Source organism: Mesorhizobium sp. J18, from assembly GCF_007829525.1.
Taxonomy (GTDB): domain Bacteria; phylum Pseudomonadota; class Alphaproteobacteria; order Rhizobiales; family Rhizobiaceae; genus VLJP01.
Genome location: NZ_VLJP01000082.1, coordinates 1 through 3,856, shown reverse-complemented (window position 1 = coordinate 3,856; position 3,856 = coordinate 1). Strand labels below are relative to the sequence as shown.

Genomic DNA, 3,856 nt, shown 5'->3' with positions numbered 1-3,856 from the left:
GCACCCGACAGGATTCGAACCTGTGACCTTTGGCTTCGGAGGCCAACACTCTATCCAGCTGAGCTACGGGTGCATGCTCTATTTTGCCTAGCCCGAGCGACCAGTGAAGGTCAACGGTTTAGGCCGAAATCATCATCGCTTCGCCAACAGATCAAAGCCGCAACTCAACGTCCGCTACGCTATCCGCTTTCCCGCCACCATTTCCACCAAATTGCTTACGTGGTGCTTACGTGGAAAATTTCGCGGTCTCGGTGGCTTTTTGGCTTAGCCTTTAAACTCCTGTATTCACTTCACTTTTTTCATCGCCGGCTTACGCAAACACCCTTGACAGCAGCCTTCGGAGGGCAGCGCTCTATCCAACTGAGCTACGGGTGCATGCGGCGATGATCTGCCGAAGGCGAGGGCGGTGTGCCGCCCAGGCCGGGCCTACATAAACCAAGCCTCGCCCGTCATCAACGACGAATTGGGGAGCGTGCGCTCCCGGCGGCTTGGCCGGCCGGCTATCGCATCGATCGGCCCGTGCCTCGGGGACCTTCGCCGCCGAGCCTTGTCAACCGTGCTGCGGTGGTCCCGATGCGTGCAAGTTGACGCAGCCGGGTCACCTGGAGGTGACCGGGTTCCCTTGCGGTGCCCTCTTGTGCATTGCAGCAAGGATCGCATATTCCGGCACCGGATGGTTACCGAAAGTGACTGTTTCGCTTTCATCATACGATATGGAGAAGACATTGGCCCTTAAACTCAACATCATCATCGGCAGCACCCGCCCCGGCCGGGCTGGGCCGAAAATCGCGGAATGGTTCCGGAAATTTGCGGAAGATCACGGGAAGTTCGACGTCGTGCTGGTCGATCTCAACGATTTCAAGCTGCCAGTCTATGACGAACCGAAGCATCCGCGCATCCAGGAATATGAGAAGGATCACACCAAGGCCTGGAGCGAGAGCGTTGCCTCGGCCGATGCCTATGTCTTCGTGACGCCGGAATACAATTATGTCGCGCCGTCTTCGCTGATCAACGCGCTGGATTATCTGGTCAAGGAATGGGCCTACAAGCCGGCCGGGATCGTCTCCTATGCCGGACTTTCCGGCGGATTGCGGGCAGCCCAGTCCCTGAAGCCGCTGCTCACCAGCCTGCGAATGATGCCTATTCCGGAAGGTGTCGCCGTGCCTTTCTTCAACAAGTCCATAGACGAGGAAGGCACTTTCCGGTCCAACGAGTTGATCGACCAGAGCGCCGCGGTGATGCTCGATGAGCTTCTTCGCTGGGCGGAGGCGCTGAAGGCGATGCGGGCGGCCTGATCCGGGCGACTCGGACGCAAGCGTCGCACGCCCCTTGGACGGCGGGACGACAAGCGTTATGTGAAGGCAGAAGCAAACAAGGTACGAAGAATTGCCATGCCTGTCACCAAGGAAGCCGTGATCGAAAAGCTGCGCACCGTGCGCGGCCCGGATTTCGAGGGTGACATCGTTTCGCTTGGCCTGGTCTCCGAAATCTTCATTGCCGACGGGAAAGTTTTCTTCTCGATCACCGTACCGGCCGCCCGCGCGCGGGAGCTCGAACCGTTGCGTCAGGCTGCCGAAAAGGCCGTAATGGCTATGGAAGGCGTTAGCGGGGTGATGGTGGCGCTCACGGCCGAGAAGCAGGGCGGCGGCATGGGGGCCGCTCCGCCGCCTCGTGCGCCGCAAAGCCCGACACGTCCTGCTCCGCAGCGGCCTTCGGCCCCTCCGCATGCTCCGCACCGGCCAGCAGGTCCGCAATCGGGCAAGCGGGGCGTCCCTGGCGTGGCGGCGATCATTGCAGTCGCCTCGGGCAAGGGCGGCGTCGGCAAATCCACCACGGCGGTCAATGTCGCGCTCGGGCTGAAAGCGCTCGGTCTCCGGGTCGGCATTCTCGACGCCGATATCTACGGGCCCTCCATGCCGCGCCTGCTCGGCCTGAAAGGCAAGCCGGAAAGCGTTGACGGCAAGGTGCTGAAGCCGATGGAGGCCTTCGGCGTCAAGGTCATGTCCATGGGCTTCCTCGTCGAGGAGGAGACGCCGATGATCTGGCGCGGGCCGATGGTGATGTCCGCGCTCAGCCAATTGCTGCGCGAGGTCGCCTGGGGCGAGCTCGACGTGCTGGTGGTCGACATGCCGCCCGGCACCGGCGACGCGCAATTGACCATGGCGCAGCAGGTGCCGCTGGCCGGCGCCATCATTGTGTCGACCCCGCAGGACCTGGCGCTGATCGATGCCCGCAAGGGGCTGAACATGTTCAAGCGCGTGGACGTGCCGCTGCTCGGCATCGTCGAGAATATGAGCTATTTCATCGCGCCGGACACCGGCAAGCGCTATGACATCTTCGGCCATGGCGGCGCGCGCCAGGAGGCCGAACGGCTCGGTGTGCCATTCCTTGGTGAAGTGCCGCTGACCATGGATATCCGGGAGACCTCGGACGCCGGCACTCCGGTCGTCGTTTCCAATCCGGAAGGTCCGCAGGCGAGGGTCTATCGCCAGATCGCCGAAAAGGTGCGTGCGCGGCTGTCGGAGGAGAAGGAATCCTCGGCGACGCCGTCGATCGTTTTTGAATAGTGCCGACCGGGAGGAAAAAGCATGGACGCAACCGCTGAGAAGCCCGTCATCCACGAACGCCGCGGCGGCTACGGGCTGATCACGCTCAACCGGCCGGAGCGCCTCAACGCCTTCAACGTGGACCAGCACCGGGCGTTTGCTGCCGCGCTGGATGACTGCGCGGCCGATGAAAGCTGTCGCGCCATCCTGCTGACGGGCGCGGGCCGGGGCTTCTGCGCCGGCCAGGATCTTTCCGAGCGCAAGCAGATGCATGGCGAAACGCTCGATCTCGGCGCCACGATAGAGGAATTCTACAACCCGCTGGTGCGCAAGATGCGCGCGCTGCCCAAGCCGATCGTCTGTGCCGTCAACGGCGTGGCGGCCGGGGCGGGGGCAAATATCGCGCTTGCCTGCGATATCGTGATCGCGGCGCGTTCGGCGAAATTCATCCAGGCCTTCTCGAAAATAGCGCTCATCCCCGATTCCGGCGGCACATGGTGGCTGACAAGGCATCTGGGCGAAGCGAGGGCGAAGGCGCTGGCGCTGACGGCCGAGCCGCTTTCGGCCGAACAGGCGGCCGACTGGGGCCTGATCTGGCGCGTGGTCGACGACGAGAAGCTGATAGAGGAAGCCGTTGCGCTGACCGAGAGCCTCGCGGCAGGCCCAACCCATGCCTATGGTCTGACGAAGCAGGCGATCCAGGCCGCTTCGGCCAATTCGCTTGACGCCCAGCTCGACCTCGAACGCGACCTGCAGCGCGAAGCGGGACGGTCGGACGATTATCGCGAAGGCGTTGCGGCCTTTCTGGAGAAGCGCCCGGCGAAATTTACGGGACGAGTGCGGGGCTAGCATCTGCATTCGGGCGTTGTGGGCGCGTGGCATTGCCTGAGCCGCGCAGGGCGGTGGGCGGATTGCGAATAGCGGCTTCCTCCCGCTGCTGGCACGCGTCCTCGGCCGCCGAGACCTGGGTCCCCGACACTCTCCGCGTCGCTTCGAGGTCGAGGACGACGAGGGTGGGGCGGTATCGGCAGATCGCTGACCTTCGCGACTGGCTGAAACGTCGCCGATAAGCCTCGGTACCGCACCAGTCCTTGCCCTTTCCGCTCCATCATCGTTGCCGACAAGCCTCGATTACCCCCACCCCGTCTCGCAATCCTTCGCTACGCGCCCGATTGCTTGCCGACCCTCCCCACAAGGGGGAGGGTGAACCGCGGCACATGCCTCCCCGTTGCCACGCCCCGTTGCCGGTCTGGCCATTGAGAGAATGAGGGCAGTCGGGAAGCGGGGCGCGAGGGCCGTGCCTTCCGAAT

3 protein-coding genes and 1 tRNA gene are annotated in these 3,856 nt (G+C 63.4%); 3 read left to right on the top strand and 1 reads right to left on the bottom strand.

Translation table 11 applies throughout. The features are described from left to right. A tRNA-Arg gene (locus L598_RS20505) sits at positions 1-73 on the bottom strand. A 652-nt stretch (positions 74-725) separates the two neighbouring features. On the opposite strand from L598_RS20505, the gene L598_RS20500 reads away from it, so the two are divergent. From L598_RS20500 to paaG, 3 genes are all read left to right on the top strand, one after another. Beyond that, positions 726-1,295 (top strand): NAD(P)H-dependent oxidoreductase, encoded by a 570-nt coding sequence (locus L598_RS20500; protein ID WP_144865737.1) that lies wholly within the window; start codon positions 726-728, stop codon positions 1,293-1,295. Between the two features lie 96 nt (positions 1,296-1,391). Beyond that, on the top strand, positions 1,392-2,567 hold the full coding sequence (locus tag L598_RS20495) for an Mrp/NBP35 family ATP-binding protein (protein ID WP_144865735.1): 1,176 nt from the start codon (positions 1,392-1,394) through the stop codon (positions 2,565-2,567). 21 nt (positions 2,568-2,588) lie between these two features. Then, entirely contained in the window at positions 2,589-3,395 is an 807-nt protein-coding gene (gene paaG, locus L598_RS20490) for a 2-(1,2-epoxy-1,2-dihydrophenyl)acetyl-CoA isomerase PaaG (RefSeq protein WP_144865733.1), read from the top strand. Positions 3,396-3,856 lie beyond the last annotated feature (461 nt).

Bases quoted from the DNA above. Each gene is read 5' to 3' on its own strand.
- L598_RS20495 (WP_144865735.1), top strand. From the start codon at position 1,392: ATGCCTGTCACCAAGGAAGCCGTGATCGAAAAGCTGCGCACCGTGCGC.
- paaG (WP_144865733.1), top strand. From the start codon at position 2,589: ATGGACGCAACCGCTGAGAAGCCCGTCATCCACGAACGCCGCGGCGGC.